This is a genomic window from Sphingobium sp. Ant17 (genome assembly GCF_000588875.1).
GTDB lineage: Bacteria > Pseudomonadota > Alphaproteobacteria > Sphingomonadales > Sphingomonadaceae > Sphingobium.
This window is the reverse complement of record NZ_JEMV01000047.1, coordinates 16,383-34,151: the sequence shown is the minus strand read 5'-3', so window position 1 is coordinate 34,151 and position 17,769 is coordinate 16,383. Positions and strand designations below refer to the sequence as shown.

11 protein-coding genes and 3 pseudogenes are annotated in these 17,769 nt (G+C 62.5%); 9 read left to right on the top strand and 5 right to left on the bottom strand.

The annotated features are described in order from the left end of the window. Nucleotides 1-441: pseudogene (locus BF95_RS17945) on the bottom strand (transposase); the annotation flags it as partial. Nucleotides 442-601: 160 nt separating this feature from the next. On the opposite strand from BF95_RS17945, the gene BF95_RS17940 reads away from it, so the two are divergent. The 5 genes and pseudogenes from BF95_RS17940 (at nt 602) to BF95_RS17920 (ending at nt 6,997) form a co-directional block, all read left to right on the top strand. After that, nucleotides 602-961, top strand: coding sequence for a LysR substrate-binding domain-containing protein (locus BF95_RS17940; RefSeq protein ID WP_081764206.1), 360 nt, complete (start codon nt 602-604; stop codon nt 959-961). Nucleotides 962-1,465: 504 nt separating this feature from the next. Continuing rightward, nucleotides 1,466-2,986, top strand: coding sequence for an aldehyde dehydrogenase (gene adh, locus BF95_RS17935; protein WP_043153165.1), 1,521 nt, complete (start codon nt 1,466-1,468; stop codon nt 2,984-2,986). A 56-nt stretch (nt 2,987-3,042) separates the two neighbouring features. Next, nucleotides 3,043-3,434: pseudogene (locus BF95_RS17930) on the top strand (DUF779 domain-containing protein). A gap of 156 nt (nt 3,435-3,590) precedes the next feature. After that, on the top strand, nt 3,591-4,751 hold the full coding sequence (locus BF95_RS17925) for an FIST N-terminal domain-containing protein (protein ID WP_327195477.1): 1,161 nt from the start codon (nt 3,591-3,593) through the stop codon (nt 4,749-4,751). Further along, nucleotides 4,748-6,997, top strand: coding sequence for a hybrid sensor histidine kinase/response regulator (locus tag BF95_RS17920; RefSeq protein WP_043153156.1), 2,250 nt, complete (start codon nt 4,748-4,750; stop codon nt 6,995-6,997). The genes BF95_RS17925 and BF95_RS17920 overlap by 4 nt, the downstream gene beginning before the upstream one ends. 4 nt (nt 6,998-7,001) lie before the next feature. On the opposite strand, the gene BF95_RS17915 is transcribed toward BF95_RS17920, so the two are convergent. The 4 genes from BF95_RS17915 to pedF form a co-directional block, all read right to left on the bottom strand. Continuing rightward, a complete protein-coding gene (locus BF95_RS17915; protein WP_043153155.1) occupies nt 7,002-7,778 on the bottom strand; it encodes a response regulator in 777 nt (258 codons plus the stop codon). 13 nt (nt 7,779-7,791) lie between these two features. Continuing rightward, nucleotides 7,792-9,534, bottom strand: a complete 1,743-nt coding sequence (locus BF95_RS17910) for a methanol/ethanol family PQQ-dependent dehydrogenase (RefSeq protein WP_043153160.1) — start codon at nt 9,532-9,534, stop codon at nt 7,792-7,794. A gap of 142 nt (nt 9,535-9,676) precedes the next feature. Then, nucleotides 9,677-10,546 carry a substrate-binding periplasmic protein gene (locus BF95_RS17905; RefSeq protein ID WP_043153154.1) on the bottom strand — a complete coding sequence of 290 codons (870 nt, stop codon included), beginning with the start codon at nt 10,544-10,546 and terminating at the stop codon, nt 9,677-9,679. Nucleotides 10,547-10,552: 6 nt separating this feature from the next. Continuing rightward, on the bottom strand, nt 10,553-10,981 hold the full coding sequence (gene pedF, locus BF95_RS17900) for a cytochrome c-550 PedF (protein WP_043153153.1): 429 nt from the start codon (nt 10,979-10,981) through the stop codon (nt 10,553-10,555). A gap of 176 nt (nt 10,982-11,157) precedes the next feature. Between pedF and BF95_RS17890 the strand changes: the two are divergent. The 4 genes and pseudogenes from BF95_RS17890 (at nt 11,158) to acs (ending at nt 17,702) form a co-directional block, all read left to right on the top strand. After that, nucleotides 11,158-12,119: pseudogene (locus BF95_RS17890) on the top strand (PQQ-dependent catabolism-associated beta-propeller protein). A 113-nt stretch (nt 12,120-12,232) separates the two neighbouring features. Beyond that, nucleotides 12,233-13,630 (top strand): porin, encoded by a 1,398-nt coding sequence (locus tag BF95_RS17885; protein WP_043153149.1) that lies wholly within the window; start codon nt 12,233-12,235, stop codon nt 13,628-13,630. Between the two features lie 113 nt (nt 13,631-13,743). Beyond that, the gene (locus BF95_RS17880; protein WP_043153145.1) at nt 13,744-15,732 is read left to right on the top strand and encodes a TonB-dependent receptor; all 1,989 of its coding nucleotides are present in this window, start codon (nt 13,744-13,746) and stop codon (nt 15,730-15,732) included. Nucleotides 15,733-15,743: 11 nt separating this feature from the next. Continuing rightward, on the top strand, nt 15,744-17,702 hold the full coding sequence (gene acs / locus BF95_RS17875; RefSeq protein ID WP_043153159.1) for an acetate--CoA ligase: 1,959 nt from the start codon (nt 15,744-15,746) through the stop codon (nt 17,700-17,702). Nucleotides 17,703-17,769 lie beyond the last annotated feature (67 nt).

The following is a 17,769-nucleotide window of genomic DNA, read 5'->3' as shown; positions in this document are numbered from 1 at the left end:
AAAGGCCTTCACCCGCTCGTCGATCTCCACGCACAGTCGGCTGACCTGGCTCTTTGAGATCCCACTCATGCCCATGGCTTTGACCAGACGTCCACAGAGCGGGTCGAGATCCCCTGGATATAAGCTTCCTGGATGACGGCCGTCAGTGCCTTCTCTGCCATACGGCGGGGGCTCCAGAAAACCCTGGAAAAATATGTTCCCTTGCGCAGTGGGGGATCCGCAGCTCGACCGTCCCCTGCTCGCGTCTCCCAGTCCCCGATCCCGATAGCCGTTGCGCTGCGCGAGGCGCTCAGGATCTTTCTCACCATAGGCAGCGCCGGTCGCACCGCCCACTTCCAGTTCCATCAGCCGCTGCGCGGCAAAGCCGATCATGTCGCGTAGAAAATCGCCGTCGGCTGTCTTCCCAACCAGAGCGTGCAGGTCCATCTTGTCATTGGTCATCGGTGGTCTCCGTAAGTTGAGCTTCGCAACCCAAACTTATCCGAAGTTCGCCGGTGACCACCCGCGAAACTGACCGGCCGCTACAGCGCTTTATCGATGAGCGCGCGTCCGGTCAGCTTCGCTACCCTCAAAACCTACACCACGCGCCGGGACACGACCTCTGAAGCGATACAAGCAGGTCGCCTTCAGGAACCCCGTGCGCCTCAACGACTGGTGGTTCGAAGGGCACTCAAGCCCGATCCGCATCCCTCCTTCGTTGCATGCGGATAACGGTGAAGCGGTGCGTGCGTTGGTCCTTGCAGGGTGCGGGTTGGCGCAATTTTCCGATTACATGATCGATGCGGACATTAGCTCTGGAAAGCTCGTGCCGCTCCTTGCCGACAAGCTCAGAACACCCGCTCTACAGGTCAGTGCGCTGTATTCGGAGCAGGCCAGTCGATTGGGCAGGATGAAGGTCTTTCTGGACTGGTTGAGCGATGTGACCGTGGATATGTTCACCGGCCGATCAACGGCAATCTGATCTCGAAGCACGGTGATTCGAGCTTGCGGCTGCTTTGCGCCCCAATGTTGACTATAGCGGAGCGCCTAAAGATCGCCTGAAAGCGGGCATGCTTGCCGATAGGTCTCAAAGGCGGGGTCGAGGGGCAAAGCTGCCTGGCCGCATTAGGTCGTGCTATCGGCAGTTTTTGTCTGGAGCCGAAATTCATAATGGCTATCGTGAATGGCTGATTCTGGTCGGCCGCCGTCGGAAGCGACCGCCGTATCGTGGGACAAAGCTGTCATTCGCGCTTGGTTTGCGGAACGACGGATCATGGCGGAACCGGCCATAAACGCGAACACACTCTATCGAAGAATGGGATCAAGCCTTTCGTGGACACACAATCACTGACAGCGCGGTTAGCCTTGGAAGAAGCGATTATCGTGGCTTCTCGCAATTGACCAAAGGTCCTATTGCGCAACCTACAGGGTTTGCCATCCTGACATCCTGAATTTCAATGCGAAAATTGACCCAGGAGATATGATGATGCTGCACCAGGCGCTGGAGAAATTATCTGGCCATACCCTCATCCGCGATTGCTATGACAATTATATCGGTGGGGCATGGACGGCGCCTGTGAAGGGCGCCTATTTCGACAATGTTTCGCCCGTCAACGGACAGGTGGTGTGCCAGGTGGCACGCGGCACGGCCGAGGATATCGAGCTGGCCCTGGATGCCGCGCACGCCGCCAAGGCGGCGTGGGGCCGGATGTCGTCGACCGAACGGTCCAACATGCTGCTGAAAATCGCCGATCGGATGGAAGCCAATCTGGATCTGATCGCGATGGCCGAGACGATCGACAACGGCAAGCCGATCCGCGAGACGACCCATGCCGATATTCCTTTGGCGATCGACCATTTCCGCTATTTCGCCGGTTGCGCCCGTGCCCAGGAGGGGTCAATCAGCGAGATCGACCATGACACCATCGCCTATCATTTCCACGAGCCGCTGGGCGTGGTGGGCCAGATCATCCCATGGAACTTCCCCATCCTGATGGCGGTGTGGAAACTGGCGCCCGCGCTGGCGGCCGGTAATTGCATCGTGCTCAAGCCTGCAGAGCAGACCCCGATGTCGATCCTGGTGCTGATGGAGATTATCGGCGACCTGTTGCCGCCCGGCGTGCTCAACATCGTCAATGGTTTTGGCGTCGAAGCGGGCAAGCCGCTCGCCAGCAGCAAGCGGATCAGCAAGATCGCCTTTACCGGCGAAACCACGACTGGTCGCCTGATCATGCAATATGCCTCGGAAAATCTGATCCCGGTGACGCTGGAACTGGGCGGCAAGTCGCCCAACATCTTCTTTGCCGACGTGATGGACGCGGACGACGACTATTTCGACAAATGCCTGGAAGGCTTTGCCATGTTCGCGCTGAACCAGGGTGAAGTCTGCACCTGCCCCAGCCGCGCGCTCATTCAGGAATCGATGTACGACCGGTTCATCGAACGGGCCATCGCGCGGGTGAAGGCGATCAAGCAGGGCAGCCCGCTCGATCCATCGACGATGATCGGCGCGCAGGCGTCCAACGATCAACTGGAAAAGATCCTGTCCTACATCGCCATCGGTCGCGAAGAAGGCGCGCAGGTGCTGACCGGCGGCGAACGCGCCAGCCATGAGGGCGATCTGAGCCAGGGCTATTATGTGACGCCCACCGTCCTCAAGGGCCACAACAAGATGCGGATTTTCCAGGAGGAAATCTTTGGCCCCGTATTGGCGGTCACCACCTTTAAGGATGAGGCCGACGCGCTGGCGATCGCCAATGACACGCTCTACGGTCTGGGCGCAGGCGTATGGACCCGCGACGGGACGCGCGCCTATCGCATGGGGCGCGGCATCCAGGCTGGTCGGGTGTGGACCAATTGCTACCATGCCTATCCCGCCCATGCGGCCTTTGGTGGCTATAAACAGTCGGGTATCGGGCGCGAAAATCACAAGATGATGCTGGACCATTATCAACAGACGAAGAATCTGCTAGTCAGCTACAGCCCGAAGGCCCTGGGCTTTTTCTAAAGGTCAGCGGCAGGCATCATGGGATGCCTGCCGCTTCATTCTGGCGGAGACAGACGATGACATCGCTTCCGGCCCGCATCCTGTCCACCCCGCAGGCGGACGCCTGATCACCCGTCTGACGGCGCTGCATGGGCCGCTGATGTTCCATCAATCGGGCGGGTGCTGCGACGGGTCCGCCCCGATGTGTTTCCTGCGCGGTGAATTTCGGGTCGGGGCGCAGGATGTGTTGTTGGGGCTGATTGCAGGCGATGTGCCGGTATGGATCGGCGCCGCGCAATTCGACTATTGGCGCCATACGCAGGTGATCATCGATGTCGTGCCGGGCCGGGGTGCTGGCATGTCGCTGGAAAGCCCCGAAGGCCTGCGGTTCCTGGTCCGCTCGCGCCTGTTTACCGAAAGCGAGTCGGCGCTGCTGGAGGCCGCTGGAGAACCAGCGCGCGGCGGCTGATTGCGCGACGCAGACCTGCCGTTCCGGCAAGCGATGATACGCTTGCCCCTTTCCGCACGACATATCCGGTCCAAAGCGCAAAAAGCGTCGGGTTTCGGGTGACAATATCAATCATCCCTGCGCATGATATCGCCATAAAGACGACAAGGCAGCGGGATGAGGGGCAAGGCGACGACAGACATCCTGAAGGCGGGGATAGGGTTCGCCTCCTCCCATGCCGATGATCCGTTCGAGGCCATGGCAGAACTGGGTGAGACGCTGGGCGCACAGCCGCTGGCCGGTGCGATGATCTTCTGCTCGCACCGCTATGATCGCGACCGGCTGGCGCGGGCGATCAACCGGCATAGCGAGGGTATGACGGTTATCGGCTGCACCAGTTCGGGGGAATTGACCGGCAATGGCTATGACAGCGACAGCCTGACCATCATAGGCTTTCCCGCCGACAGCTTCTGCATGACGTCCCATTGTTTCGACGACATCGATAATTTCGATCCCCAAGCCGCGCGCGAACAGGTGCGCGCGCTTGCGGCACGGGCAGAACGCGACAGTCGGGGGCTGGGCGAGAGCGTCAATCATGTCGCCCTGTTCCTGGTGGACGGCCTGTCACATCGCGAAGAATTGCTGACCATGACGATCCAGGATGCCTTGGGCGACATTCCGCTGATCGGCGGGTCTTCGGGCGACGACCTGGCCTTTCGCCAGACCGGGATATTCGATGGCGGGCACTTTCACGCCCGCGCGGCAGTCATTGCCATCCTGTCTACCAGCCGGGCGATACATGTGTTTAAGGCGCAGCATTATCGGCCGGGCGACCGGAAGATGGTGATTACCGGCGCGAATTCACCTGAACGGATTGTGACGGAGATCAATGCCGAACCGGCCGCAGCCGAATATCTGCGGTTGGCGGGTCATGCCGGCGAAGCGCTGGGGACGGCGTTTTTCGCCGCGCATCCGCCGATGGTCCGCGCGGGCGGGGAATATCATGTCCGATCGATCCAGAGCGCCAACCCTGACGGGAGCCTGACCTTCTACTGCGCCATCGACGAGGGCATCGTGCTCACGATCGGCGAGCCGGTGGACCGTATCGCCGGCATGGAAGCCCTGTTCCAGGACATAGATGTCCATGTCGGAGAAGTGGATCGGATCATCGCCTTCGATTGCGTGCTGAACCGGATCGACGCGGAACAACGGCAGATCAGCCGGGACGTATCCGCCCTCTATGCGCGGCATCGGGTCGTCGGTTTCAACACCTATGGCGAACAATATCATGCGCTCCATGTGAACCAGACGTTTAGCGGGCTTGCGATCGGAAAATGACGCAGGATGGCACCCGGTCGAACGCGGATAGCGACGTCGCGCGTCTGCGCGAGGAGAACCGCAAACTGCGCAAGATCAACAGCGCGTTGATGGACCGCGTGGAACGGTCGACCGACATGTCGGCCAACGCCTTTTCGATGTTTGAAACCGCCATCTCGCTGGAAGCGAAGGTGCGGGATCGCACAATCCAACTGGAAGATGCGCTTGGGCGACTGGCCAAGGCCAATGCGGATCTGAGCGATGCCCATGCCCGCGCCGATGCCGCCCGCATGCGCCTGCGCGATGCGATCGAATCGATCAACGAGGGGTTCGTGCTGTTCGATGCGGAGGACCGGCTGGTTCTCCATAACGAGGCCTATCTTGGCTTTTGGCCTCAGGTGGCGGACCATCTGAACGAAGGCGTGACCTTCCACGACATTGCGCGGATCGTGGCGCATAGCCAAAGCCCGGCCGGGGCACAGGTCGCGCCGGATCGTTGGGTGTCTGACCGGCTGGCCAAACATGGCATTGCCGATGGCGCACAGGTGCAGCGGCTCGCCGATGGCCGCTGGATCCAGATCAACGAATTGCGCACCAGCGAAGGCGGCATCGTCGGCATCTATACCGATATTACCGAGGCCAAGGCGGAGGATGCCCGCGCCCGCGCGCGCGAACTGGCCGAACGCAATGTCGTGCTTCAGGCGACGCTCGACAATTTGTCGGAGGGGGTGTGCCTGTTTGACAATAGTCGGCAACTGGCCGCCTGGAACGAAGCGCTGCGCCGCCTGCTTGCCCTGCCCGATCATCTTGCGGGCGCGCTGGCCAGCCATGGCGATCTGGTCCGTTGGTGTCGCGACACGTTGGGGCTGGACGATGGCGGCTGTCTCGACTGGCGCGGAGGGCATGCCGACAATCAAACGATCGTGCGCAGGTGCGCGGCGGGCCAGCGACATTTCGAAATCCGGGCAAAGACCATGGCGGGCGGCGGCCAGGTGTTCGGTTTCATCGATGTCACCGACATGCTGCGCGCGCAGGCGAGCTTGCAGGAAACGGCGGAAACGTTAGAGCGCCGGGTGTCGGAACGCACCGGCGAACTGGTCGAACTCAACCGCAAGCTGGAGGGCGAAGTGGCCGAGAGGCGGGTGGTTCAAGCCGCATTGACGCAGGCGAAGATCGCGGCGGAAAAGGCGAACCTGTCGAAAACCAGCTTTCTCGCGGCGGCCAGCCATGACCTGTTGCAACCGCTCAATGCCGCGCGGCTGTTCGTTGCGGCGCTGGGGGACCGGCGGCTGGCACTGCCGACGCGCGCGCTGGTCAACCAGACGTCGACGGCGCTGGATTCGGTCGAAGATCTGCTGGAGGCGTTGCTGGAAATCTCCCGGCTCGACGCAGGGGCGATCCAGCCGGAAATCGGGCATATCCGCATCGACCGGCTGTTGCAGACGCTGAACGTGGAATTCGCGCCGATGGCCCGTGCAGCGCATCTCGCCTTCCAGATCATAGCCGAACCGCTCTGGGTCGAAACCGATGTCCGGCTGTTGCGCCGCATCCTTCAGAACTTCATTTCCAATGCGATTCGCTACACCCCCAGCGGATCGGTACGGGTCTGCTGCGCGGCGAGGGATAAAAGGGTGGAAATCAGCGTCACTGATACCGGCCCCGGCATCGCGGCGGACAAGCAGGCGCTGATCTTCGAGGAATTTCTGCGGCTGGACACACGCTGCCAGGGCAAGGGGCTGGGCCTCGCCATCGTCAAACGGGCCAGCGATATGCTGGGTCATCCCATCACATTGCGGTCGGCACCGGGCGAAGGCGCCACATTCGCCATCACCCTGCCGATCGGGCAGGAACAGCGCGATGATGATCACGATCGCGCGCCGCCGTCCCGCGACCGACCGATGCGCAATCTTTCCGTGCTGGTGATCGACAATGAACGCCAGATCCAGTCCGGCATGCGTACGCTGCTGACCGGCTGGGGCTGTGCGGTGGCAACGGCTGACGGGTTCGATCAGGCTGCCTTGCTCTTCACCGATGGCGCGCGGCCCGATATCATCCTGGTGGACTATCATCTGAAAGATGGCGAAACGGGCGATACCGTCATCCAGCGCCTGCATGATCATTTCGGCGTCAAAGTGCCCGCCGTGATGATATCCGCCGATCGCAGCGAGGCGCTGAAAACCCAATTGGCGGCCACCGCGACGCCGTTGCTGAATAAACCGGTGAAGCCGGCGCAATTGCGCGCGTTGCTCCGAACGATCCTGGACTGATCGCCTAATTATCGCCGTCGAAACGCACCCGGTTGGCCAGGATCACCGCCTGGGTCCGGCTGAGCACATGCAATTTCTGAAGGATGGCCGAGACATGCGCCTTCACCGTGGTCATCGATACGCTCAGGTCATGGGCAATCTGCTTGTTCAATCGGCCATGGACCAGATGGGTTAGCACCACTCGCTGCTGCGGCGTCAGGCTGCCGATGCGGTTGAGGATATCGGCTTCTTCCGGGCTTTCCTGCGGACCATCCTCGATCGCGTCGGGCATGTAGATTTCGCCGGACACCACGCGATGCAGCGCATCGACGATCGCGCTGCGCCTCATCGACTTGGGGATGAACCCCGCCGCCCCGGCGGTCAGCGCCTCGCGCACGATCGCACGGTCGAACGCGCCCGATATCATGACCACGGGCAGGATCGGAAAACGGCTGCGCAACAGGCGCAACCCGTCCAGCCGCTTGACGTCGGGAATGTGGAGGTCGAGCAGGATCAGGTCGAAATTGGACTGTTTGTCCAGCGTCGCCAGCGCCTCCTCCATGCCGGCCGCCTCGAAGATCGCACAGCCGTCGAAGGTGATGGCGATGACGCTGCGCAGCCCGTCGCGGACCAGCGGATGATCGTCGATGATCAGCACCCGCTCCATCATGACCTCGTCCGCCATCAGGTCGCCATCATCCCCCTGCATCCGTCCCCCCTGCCCATGACGATCGACCATGATCGGGGGCACGGCAAGACGGCCTGACTGGCCTGCATAATTCCCGCGCCCCATGACGATCATAGCAGCTATTCCCTTATTTCGGCAGCTTGAACACCCAGAGCGATCCGCCCTGGTTGATATCCTTGAACGACTTGGCGACCTCGCCACCCCATAGCGGCACCGCGCCGCCCCAGCCGGACATGACGGCGACATATTGCTCGCCATCCTGTTCCCAGGTGACAGGCGATCCGACCACGCCCGACCCGGTCTGGAACTTCCACAATTCCTGGCCGGTCTTTGCATCGAACGCCTTGAGATAGCCCTCCGGCGTGCCGGTGAAGACCAGGTTGCCTGCGGTCGTCAGCACTCCGCCCCATAACGGCGCCTTATTCTTATATTCCCACACGATCTTGCCGGTCTTGGGGTCCATCGCCCGCAGCGCGCCGATATGATCGTCGGCGATCGGCTTGATCGTGAAGCCCGCGCCCAGATAGGCCGCCCCCTTCTTATAGGCGATCGGTTCGTTCCAGATGTCCATGCCCCAGTCGTTAGAGGGGATGTAGAAAAGACCTGTATCCTTGCTATAGGCCATCGGCATCCAGTTCTTACCGCCCAGGAAGGATGGAGAAGAAAAGACGCTCTTGCCTTTTTCCGCGCCGTCGGGCGCGCCGGGCCGACCCGCCGGGATCACCTTGGGCTTGCCATTCTTGTCATAGCCATCGGCCCAGGTCGTCTGCATCACGAACTTGTTGGCGCTGATGAATTTGCCATTGGTGCGGTCCAGCACGAAGAAATAGCCGTTGCGGTCGGCCTTTCCGCCCAATTTCATCGGCTTGCCGTTGATCGTAGCATCGAAGGGGATGAATTCGTTGACACCATCGAAATCCCAGCCGTCATGCGGCGTGGTCTGATAATGCCATTTGATCACGCCCGTTTCAGGATCGATCGCCAGCGTCGAGGCGCTGTAGAGATTGTCGCCGGGGCGCAAATGGCTGTTCCAGGGGGCCGGGTTGCCGGTGCCGAAATAGAGAAGGTTGGTTTCCGGGTCATAAGTGCCGCCGAGCCAGGTCGCGCCACCGCCGGTCTTCCACATGTCGCCCTGCCAGCTGGCGTTGAGCTTGCCGGTAATGCCATTATCCTTGCCGCGCAGGGTTCCCATATTCCCTTCGATCACCGGCCGGTGCCAGATCAGCTCGCCGGTATCGACATTGCGCGCCTCCACTGCGCCGACCACGCCGAACTCGCCGCCCGAATTGCCGGTGATGACCATGCCCTTGACGATCAGCGGCGCAGCGGTGGCGCTATAGCCCGCCTTGTAATCGGCGATCTGCTTGTTCCAGATGACCTTGCCGGTCAGCCGGTTGAGGGCGACGAGCCGTGCGTCGAGCGTCGCGAAGATGATCTTGTCGCCATGGATGGCCGCACCGCGATTGACGACATCGCAACAGGGCATGATGCCGTCGGGCAGGCGGGCATTATATTCCCATTTTTCCTCGCCCGTGCGCGCGTCGAAGGCATAGAGGCGCGAATAGGAGCCGGTGACGTAGATGGTGCCGTCATAGACCAAAGGCTGCGATTCCTGCCCCCGCTGCTTTTCGCCACCCAGCGATGCGGCAAAGGCGGGCACTAGCCGCGATATGGTCTGGGTATTGAGCGCGGTCAGTGGGCTGAAGCGCTGCGCCTGTGGCCCCATGCCATAGGTCAGCACATCGCCGGTCGATGTCGCATCGGCCATCAATTCCGCATCGGTCGGCCCCTGAGCGACCAGCGGTGCCGCGGCCGTCAATAGCGCCAAAGTGACTGCGCCGGTTAGCGAACGTGTGAAACGCCCTTTCATGATCATCCTCCCTGTTATGAGCGCGCGCGGCGCCTTCGACGTGCAGATTATGGGGTGAGGCTGGCGGAGCAATTGGACCTTGGGTCGCGCCTTCATTCTATGAGGCCATCCCCTCGTTCGGATTTGGGCAAGAGCAGGCCGCTCAACCCGCCGCGAGTGCAGGCCTGTAACGCACGCCATGCGCCGTGAAGATCGTTTCCAGTTCGCCCGATGCGCGCATCGTTGCCAGGATCGCTTCCGCTGCATCGCTCAAATTGCGGCTGTTCTCCTTTACCGCCATGCCGATGTCCCACCCGGCCGATGCGAAGGCGGGCAGGGGCATGGTTCGGGTGGCGACTGTGGTGGTGCCGCTGTCGTGCAGCACCGCCTCGATCTGCGCCCGGCTTGCCAGCACGGCGTCCGCGCGCCCGTCGGTCACGGCGAGCACCGCATCGGCACCATTGGAGAAATGGATGACATCCCTGGCCAATATCCCGCCCGCCGTACCGATCAGGTAGAAGTCGGGGATCGAGTCCAGTTCGACCGCCAGCCGCTTGCCACGATAGTCGGCCGGAGGGGCGTTGACATCGATCTCGCTCTTCACCCCGGCGAACTGGAAGCTCTCGCGGAAATAGGGCGCAACGATCGCAACCTGGTCGTTGCGCGCGGCAAAGGCGCGGTCGAACGGCACATGCAGCATGATATCGGCGGGCTGGAAGCCGAGCAGGCCGCCCCGCCACACGCCATTGCGCAAATCATCGTCGGCACTTTCGTCAGCGACTAGCTCGGCAATATCGGCGCGCACGCCCAGCCCCTTGGCAAGCGCCTGCGCCAGATCGACGTCGATGCCGACCAGTCGGCCATCCTTGCGCCAGGACCAAGGGCGATTGTCCCGATAGACGGCGACCCGAAGCACACCCAGTTCCTTGACCCGGCCCAGCGGCGCGGCCTTTGCAGCTTTGCCCAAGGGAAGGCCCGACATGGCGAGCATCGCGGCCATAGCTGCATGGTGGAGGAAGACGCGACGATCCATGGCGCCTTACTCCTGATGCTTGGTTTCAAGCCAGGCGCGGATCGCCCAGCCGGCTTTCTGGCCCAGCACTTCGCCCATGGGCGGCATATAGACTTTGCCATCATGGCTGGACCCGTGCTGGAAGCGCTGGATATACCATTCATCCCCGCTATCGCCGAGTTCCAGATAGCGCAGGTCGGGCGCAATGCCGCCGGATTCACCGTCCAGCCCGTGGCAGCGCGCGCAATTCTGGCCGTAAGCCGACTCGCCGATCTTCACAGCGTCGGCATTGCCGCGATAGGGATTATGCTGCAGCCACTCTTCGCCAATGTCGGGCAACGCCGCCGTTTCCACCGCCTGGGGCGTGACATTGCCATGTGCCAGCAAGGATGAGGTGATCGACGCGCCAAGCAGGCAGGTGGCGCCGATCAATGCGATACGTCCCTTATTACTCATCATCCATCCTCGTCTCTGTCTGTCGGCCCATATCGGCCGCTCGCGCTTGTGGAGACAGGTTGTAGGGAAGCGGGAGGGCGCCCCCCATTGGCCATTGGTACAATCCCGCCGCACCGATAAGCCCGATAGGCCGGGCGGGCGCTGCAATGACGCGCCGATGGAGGAGAGGATTAGCCATGATGAAGGCCACTCTGGCGGGGCTAGCGATGGTTGCGGGCATGCCTGCGCTCCATGCCGAAACGCTATATGTCTCCAATGAACGGGGCAACAGCATCAGCGTGATCGACGCAGCCACCATGATGCCGCTCGCAACCTGGCCGGTGGGGGGGCGCCCGCGCGGCATCACCCTTAGCCTGGACGGCAAATATATCTTGCTCTGCGCCAGCAGCGATCATGCCGTGCAACTGATCGACCGCGCCACGGGTAAGATCATCGCGGACCTGCCATCGGGCCAGGACCCTGAGCAGTTTTTCCTGTCGCGCGACGGACGGATGCTGTTCGTCGCCAATGAAGATGACGCGGCACTGACGGCCATCGACCTGGAAAGCCGCACGGTCGCCTTTCAGGTGGATGTCGGCAAGGAACCGGAAGGGGTCGCCCAAAGTCCCGATGGCCGATGGGTGGTCGTGACGTCGGAGGAGGATAATGTCGTAAACTGGATCGACCTGACGACTAGAACGATGGTGGACGCCACTGAAACCGACCAGCGCCCCCGCCATGTCGAGTTCACCGCCGATGGAACGCAGCTATGGATCGCAGCCGAGATTGGCGGCACCGTCCAGATTGCCGACCCACATACGCGAAAGATCACCGCGGCGATCCGCTTTGCCATAGCAGGGGTGCAGGATCATCTGATCCTGCCCTGCGGCATCCGCTTCACGCCGGATGGCAAGACGGCGATCGTGGCGCTGGGCCGCGCCAACCATATCGCGCTGGTCGATGTGGCGACGCGCACCGTGCGCGCTATGTGCCCGTGGGCAAACGGGTGTGGCACGTCGCCATCAGCGCGGATGGCACGCGCGCTTATGCAGCCAATGGCTTGTCCGATAGCGTGTCGATCGTGGACCTCGCCAGTGCGAAGGTCGTCGGCACGGTGCCGGTGGGCGCTGGCCCGTGGGGGATCGCCGTCGCGCCATGACCTCCCTGCGCCTCTGACCCAAGGAACGAGAACCAAAGTCCAATTTGCACCCCGCCCCACTCGACGCACTCTTTCGCCCGTCGGCACGACCGGCGCATAATGGGAGGGATGAGATGTCTAGGGGGAAATGGCTGGGCGGGGCCGCGATGGCGATGCTGTTCGCGCTGACCGCAACACCGGCGACGGCGGGGACGACGGCGGAACTGTTGAAAAGGCTCCACGAAAAGGGGATTCTGACCGACGAGGAATATCAGCAACTTGCGCAACAAGAGGCTGCGCAGGTCGCACCCGCTGCCCCGCCACCAGCCCAGTCCGCGGCGGCGTCGCTGGACGACAAGCGGCTGGTGCGGATGAGCGATAGCGGCGTCGGCATGGAAGTCGGCGGCGTTTCGGTCAAGATTTCCGGCTCGGTTAATGGCTTCTACACCCATGAAAACGGACAGGCTCCCGGCCCCAATACGGCGGTCGTCGGCGGCGTGGTGCCGGTTGGTGGCAAAAGCGCGTCGGTCCGCAACGGCCTGCTGCCCGGCTATCTGAAATTCGATGTTACGACCAACCAGGACGGCTGGGATGTGGGCGCACATTTCGGCATGTATCCGGGCATCAACAGCGCGACCTATGCCGCGGGCGGTGGGGCCAATAGCGGCGGACGCAATACGGCCTTGCAAACGGCCGGTATCGATTTTCGTCAGACCTATATGACCATCGGCCGCGCGGGACTGGGCGAATTCAAGCTGGGCCGCGATATCGGACTGTTCGGATCCGAAGGCATATTGAACGACATCACCCTGTTGTCGGTAGGTTCGAGCGGCGGCAATGTCGCGCCGTCCAACACGTCGCTGGGGCGGATCGGCATCGGCTATATCTACACCGACTTTCAGCCGCAGATCACCTATTCTTCGCCAAAGCTGGGCGGCTTCCAGATTTCCGCCGGTATCTTCCAGCCGCTCGAATCGATCACCGGGCCGGGCGAGAACAGCAAGTCGCCGGGCTTTCAGGGCAAGATCGTCTATGACGGGAAATTCGGCGATCTGTCCGCGCGCGCCTGGTTGTCGGGCATCACGCAAAAACATCATCGCATCGATGGCGTGACCTATACGGGCAGCGGCTTCGATACGGGGGCGAAGATCGGCTATGGGCCGATCATGCTGACGGGCTATTATTATAATGGCTCAGGGTTGGGCACGACCGCGCTCAACCTGTTCGATACCGATGCGACCGGGGCGAAGCGCGACAGCGATGGCTTCTACCTGCAGGGGCTGGCCACGTTCGGCAAATTTTCGGTCGGCGGCAGCTATGGTGAAAGCAACCTCCATTATGCCAACGCCGCCGATGCCCTGGCTAATCCCGCTCTGCTCGACAAGAGCAGCAGCTGGGTCGGTCAGGCACGCTATGGCCTCACCAGCTGGGTCACGCTGATCGGCGAATATATCCGCACCAAATCGCAGGCCCATAACGGCAATGCAGCGGAAGCCGACACGGTCGCAGCGGGCGCCATCCTGTTCTTTTGAACAGAGGGCATGGCGCGGCGGCTTCCGATCGACGGAGGTCGCCGCAGCAAGGGGCGACAAAGGGGGAAGACGGCACAATGCGTTGCAACAGCCTGATCGCATGGGGCGCACTAATGCTGTCCTGTGCGGGCCATGTCCTGCTGGTGCCGAATGCCAGGGCAGAGGAAGGCGACGACATCGTCGTTCTGGGTCAAAGCCTTCCTCTCCCGCCGGGCAGTTCGGCTTATGGATCGGTCCTGATCGACCGGGATCGACTGACCGGCAATGCCGCCAACCGCATCGAGACGGTCCTGGCCGATGTCGCCGGGTTTCAGCAGTTTCGTCGTTCCGACAGCCGTTCGGCCAACCCTTCGGCGCAGGGTGCGACCTTGCGGGCATTGGGCGGCAATGCGTCCAGCCGGACATTGCTGTTGCTGGATGGCGTGCCGATGGCAGACCCGTTTTTCGGCTATATCCCTTTTAGCGCGCTGGTGCCCGATCGCCTGTCTGCGGCGCGGATTACGCGCGGCGGCGGATCGGGCGCTTTTGGTGCCGGCGCGGTGGCAGGCACGATCGAGCTGGCCAGTGCGGCGCGGGACGACTTGGCGGACCTATCCGCCAGCGCCTTTTACGGCAGCCGTCATGCCAGCGAAGTATCGGGCACCCTGACGCAGGATTTGGGAAGCGGTTTCATGTCGCTGTCTGGCCGCTGGGACCGGGGCGACGGCTTCCATACGACGCCGAAATCCCAGCGCGTCGCCGCAACCACGCCTGCTGCCTATGCTGGCTGGTCGGTCAACCTGCGCGCGGTCGCACCGCTGTCATCCGATATGGAAGTGCAGTTTCGCAGCCTGTTCTTCCGCGATGACCGGACGCTGCGCTTTGCCGGGTCGGACAGCCACAGCGAGGGGCAGGATGCCAGCATCCGGCTGATGGTCCGTGGCCGTTGGCAAGTGGATGCGCTGGCCTATGTGCAGGCACGCAATTTCTCCAATATCGTCATCAGCGCATCGACCTATCGCAAATCGCTCGATCAGCGGAACACGCCGTCGACCGGCCTTGGTGGCAAGATCGAGTTGCGACCGCCGGTCGGGCGCGCGCATGTGCTGCGGCTCGGCGTCGACACGCGGCTGGCGGACGGCATGATGGCGGAGGAGGCCTATAATGCCAATCTGACCGCCAATCCGGTAACCGCGCGTCGCCGCGCTGGCGGGCAGCAGATCACCACCGGGCTGTTCATGGAAGATGACTGGACGCTGGGATCGCTGATCTTGACGGGAGGCATTCGCGCCGATCGCTGGACGATCCGCCGGAGCTTTTTCGATAGCAGGACCGCGGCGGGGGTGGTGACGGGCAGCAGCGATTTCGCCAGGCGCAGCGACTGGCAGGTCACCGGACGTGCAGGCGCGCTGTTCCGCGTCGATCAGGATGTCGCCCTGCGCGCCGCGGCCTATACCGGCTTCCGCCTGCCCACGCTCAACGAACTCTACCGTCCGTTCGTCGTCTTCCCGATCACCACGCAAGCCAATGCGGCGCTCCTGCCGGAGCGGCTGAAGGGTGTGGAAGCCGGGCTGGACATCAATCCTGCTGCCGATGTCACGCTGGGCCTGACGCTTTTCTACAATCGGCTGGACGATGCCATCGCCAATGTCACTGTCGCCCCCAATCTGCGCCAGCGGCGCAATGTGTCGGCGGTGATCGCGAAGGGCGTCGAACTCACCGGGCGCGCGCGGCTGCGCGACGCCCTGCTCCTGTCCGGCTCCTATGCCTATAGCCATAGCATCGTCCGTGCGCCGGGATTAGCGTTCGACGGCTTTGCCCCCGCCCAAAGCCCCCGCCACGCCGCCAGCGCTACTCTTGGCTGGCAACCGACAACCGGGCCTTCGCTGTCCGCGACGCTGCGCTATGTTGCCAAACAATATGAGGACGATCTTCAGGGGGATGTCCTTCCCGACGCCCTGACCATCGATGCCTTTGCCGACCTGCCGATCGGACATGGTCTGTCGCTGGTGGCACGGGCCGAAAACCTGTTCGACGCCACTATAGTCACCCGCAATGTTGCAGGGTCGATGGATCTGGGCACGCCCCGGACCCTGTGGATCGGCCTGCGTTTCATCCACTGAAGGAAGATATGATGTCGCAAGAGCTTTTCCCCGTTCCCGCCGAATGGGCGACGCGCGCCCGCATGAACGAGGACCGCCGTATGGCCGATCATAAGCGGTCGCTGGAGGATGCGGAAAACTACTGGCTGGAACAGGCTGCGCGGCTGGATTGGATGTCGCCGCCCTCAAAGGCGAGCGAAAGCAGCTTTGACGAAGCGGATTTCGGCATCAGCTGGTTTGCCGACGGCACATTGAATGTGTCCGTCAACTGCCTGGACCGTCATCTGGCCGACCATGGCGACAGCGTCGCGATCATCTGGGAGCCCGACGATCCAGCCGAAGCGCCGCGCCGCCTGACCTACCGGCAACTGCATCATGCCGTGTGCCGCTTCGCCAATGTCCTGAAAGACGCGGGCGCGCGCAAAGGCGATCGCGTCACGCTGTATCTGCCGATGATCCCGGAGGCGGCGATCGCCCTGCTGGCCTGCGCCCGGATCGGCGCGATCCATTCGGTAGTGTTTGGCGGCTTTTCCCCTGAAGCGCTGGCGGGTCGGATTACCGATTGCGATTCCACCATCCTGGTCACGGCCGACGAGGGGCGTCGTGGTGGAAAGCGCGTACCGCTCAAGGCCAATGTCGATGCCGCGCTCGCCATGGACCATTGCACCAGCATCCATCGCGTCATCGTGGTGCAGGCAACCGGCGGCGCTATCGATATGCAGCCGGGTCGGGACATCTGGTATCATGATGCCATGGCAGGCGTCGTGTCGGACTGTCCGCCCGAACCCATGAACGCCTGCGATCCGCTGTTCCTGCTCTACACATCGGGTTCCACCGGCAAGCCTAAGGGCGTCGTGCATGGCAGCGGCGGCTATCTGCTCTGGGCCTCGCTGACGCATGAACTCTGCTTCGACTATCGGCCGGGCGATGTCTATTGGTGCGCGGCCGATATCGGCTGGGTCACGGGGCATAGCTATATCGTCTATGGCCCCCTCGCCAATGGCGCGACCACATTGATGTATGAAGGACTGCCCAGTTGGCCGACGCCCAGCCGCATCTGGCAAGTGGTCGACCGGCATCAGGTCCACACGCTGTTCACCGCCCCCACCGTGCTGCGCGCGCTGATGAAGGAGGGCGACGATTTCGTCACCGCGACCGACCGATCCTCGCTCCGCCTGCTGGGCAGCGTGGGCGAGCCGATCAACCCGGAAGCGTGGCGCTGGTATCATGCCATTGCCGGTGAAGGGCGCTGCCCGATCATCGATACCTGGTGGCAGACCGAAACCGGCGCGGCGATGATCGCGCCGATGCCGGGTGCAACCGCGCTCAAACCGGGCAGTGCGACCTTCCCCTTGCCCGGTGTCGAACCGCAGATCGTCGATGGCGAAGGCGTGGTGCAGCAAGGTCCGTGCGAAGGCAATCTGGTCATCGCCCAGTCCTGGCCGGGGCAGATGCAGACGGTCTGGAACGACCATGATCGCTTCTTCCAGACCTATTTCTCGACCTTTCCCGGCACCTATACGACAGGCGACGGTGCCCGGCGGGATGCGGACGGCTATTATTGGATCACTGGGCGCGTTGACGACGTCATCAACGTATCGGGCCATCGCATGGGCACCGCCGAGGTCGAGAGCGCACTCGTCCTACATGCCAAGGTCGCCGAAGCGGCGGTGGTCGGCTTTCCCCATGATATCAAAGGGCAGGGCATCTATGCTTATGTGACGCTGAACATGGGCGAAGAGCCGAGCGACAGCCTGCGCCGGACGCTCGTGCAATGGGTCCGCGCCGAAATCGGGCCGATCGCGACTCCCGACGTGATCCAGTTCGCGCCTGGCCTGCCCAAGACCCGGTCGGGCAAGATCATGCGCCGCATCCTGCGCAAGATTGCGGAGGGCGATGTATCCGCCCAGGCGCTGGGCGATATCAGCACGCTCGCCGACCCGACGGTGGTCGAGGAGCTGGTGCGAACCCGCGCGATCGCTCCCGCCTGACCCAAGGTATAATGGAGCGCCCATCCCGCCTTCCCTAGCCTTTTGGGCATAACGGGGAATGGGAGAG

What these genes read in the sequence shown, in the direction of transcription:
- adh (WP_043153165.1), top strand. Translation starts at nt 1,466, where the DNA reads ATGCTGCACCAGGCGCTGGAGAAATTATCTGGCCATACCCTCATCCGC.
- BF95_RS17925 (WP_327195477.1), top strand. Translation starts at nt 3,591, where the DNA reads ATGAGGGGCAAGGCGACGACAGACATCCTGAAGGCGGGGATAGGGTTC.
- BF95_RS17920 (WP_043153156.1), top strand. Translation starts at nt 4,748, where the DNA reads ATGACGCAGGATGGCACCCGGTCGAACGCGGATAGCGACGTCGCGCGT.
- BF95_RS17915 (WP_043153155.1), bottom strand. Translation starts at nt 7,778, where the DNA reads ATGATCGTCATGGGGCGCGGGAATTATGCAGGCCAGTCAGGCCGTCTT.
- BF95_RS17910 (WP_043153160.1), bottom strand. Translation starts at nt 9,534, where the DNA reads ATGAAAGGGCGTTTCACACGTTCGCTAACCGGCGCAGTCACTTTGGCG.
- BF95_RS17905 (WP_043153154.1), bottom strand. Translation starts at nt 10,546, where the DNA reads ATGGATCGTCGCGTCTTCCTCCACCATGCAGCTATGGCCGCGATGCTC.
- pedF (WP_043153153.1), bottom strand. Translation starts at nt 10,981, where the DNA reads ATGAGTAATAAGGGACGTATCGCATTGATCGGCGCCACCTGCCTGCTT.
- BF95_RS17885 (WP_043153149.1), top strand. Translation starts at nt 12,233, where the DNA reads ATGTCTAGGGGGAAATGGCTGGGCGGGGCCGCGATGGCGATGCTGTTC.
- BF95_RS17880 (WP_043153145.1), top strand. Translation starts at nt 13,744, where the DNA reads ATGCTGTCCTGTGCGGGCCATGTCCTGCTGGTGCCGAATGCCAGGGCA.
- acs (WP_043153159.1), top strand. Translation starts at nt 15,744, where the DNA reads ATGTCGCAAGAGCTTTTCCCCGTTCCCGCCGAATGGGCGACGCGCGCC.